The following is a 1446-nucleotide window of genomic DNA, read 5'->3' on the forward strand; positions in this document are numbered from 1 at the left end:
CCGGTGCGCGAGCGCGGCGCGCCCGGCCAGGGTCGCGGCGACGTCGACCGGCGAGAAGCCCTCCGCGAGGGCGGCGCGCAGCCGCGCGGCCTGCTCGGCCACCCCCGCCGCCGTCCCCGCGGACAGCGGCAGCAGCACGGCGGGCGGCTGCGCCGAGGTGGCGGGCTCGGGCGCGGGGCCCTGCTCCAGCACGACGTGGGCGTTGGTGCCGCTGACGCCGAAGGAGGACACCGCGGCGCGGCGCGGCCGGTCCCGCTCGGGCCACGGGCGGGCCTCGGCCAGCACCTCCACGGCCCCGCTGGTCCAGTCGACGTGCGGGGTGGGGGCGTCGACGTGCAGGCTGGCGGGCATCACCCCGTGCCGCATCGCCAGCACCGCCTTGATCACCCCGGCGACGCCCGCGGCGGCCTGCGTGTGCCCCAGGTTGGACTTCACCGAGCCCAGGTACAGCGGTTCGGCGCGGTCGGCACCGTAGGTCGCGAGCAGCGCCTGGGCCTCGATCGGGTCACCGAGGGCGGTGCCGGTGCCGTGCGCCTCGACCATGTCCACATCGGACCCGTCGAGGCCCGCGGCGGCGAGCGCGGCCCGGATGACCCGCTGCTGGGCGGGCCCGTTCGGGGCGGTGAGGCCGTTGGAGGCGCCGTCGGAGTTCACCGCCGACCCGCGCAGCACGGCCAGCACCTCGTCCCCGCGCCGCAGGGCGTCGGAGAGCCTGCGCACGACCAGCACGCCGACGCCCTCGCCCCAGCCCGTGCCGTCCGCGGCGGCGGCGAAGGGCTTGCACCGGCCGTCGGCGGCCAGGCCGCGCTGGCGGGCGAACTCGACGTAGGCGCCGGGGGTCGACATGACGGTGACCCCGCCTGCCAGCGCGGTGTCGCACTCGCCGGAGCGCAGCGCCTGGGCGGCCAGGTGCAGGGCGACCAGCGAGGCCGAGCAGGCGGTGTCGACGGTGACCGAGGGGCCTTGCAGGCCGAAGGCGTAGGACACCCGCCCGGAGACGACGCTGGCCGCGTTGCCGGTGGCGATGTGCCCGTCGACCGGCTCGGCGGAGTTGGTGATCAGCGACAGGTAGTCCTGCCCGTTGGTGCCGACGAACACCCCGGTGGCGCTGCCGCGCACCCCGCGCGGGTCGAGCCCGGCGCGCTCCAGCGCCTCCCACGAGGTCTCCAGCAGCAGCCGCTGCTGCGGGTCCATCGCCAGCGCCTCGCGCGGGGACACGCCGAACAGGTCGGCGTCGAACCCGGTGGCGTCGGCCAGGAAGCCGCCCTCGCGCACGTAGGTCGTGCCGAGGTGGTGGGGGTCGTCGTGGAACAGCGAGTCGAGGTCCCAGCCGCGGTCGCGGGGGAACGGGCCGACCGCGTCGCCGCCGTCGACGAGAAGCTGCCACAGCTGCTCGGGGCTGCCGACACCGCCGGGGAAGCGGCAGGCCATGCCGACGATCGCGAT

General features: G+C 77.2%; 1 protein-coding gene. It reads right to left on the minus strand.

From position 1 onward, the window contains the following. On the minus strand, positions 1–1446 hold a 1446-nt coding region (locus L6E12_RS33345; protein WP_236231904.1), incomplete at both ends, for a type I polyketide synthase.

Source organism: Actinokineospora sp. PR83 (assembly GCF_021056305.1).
Taxonomy (GTDB): Bacteria; Actinomycetota; Actinomycetes; order Mycobacteriales; family Pseudonocardiaceae; genus Actinokineospora; species Actinokineospora spheciospongiae.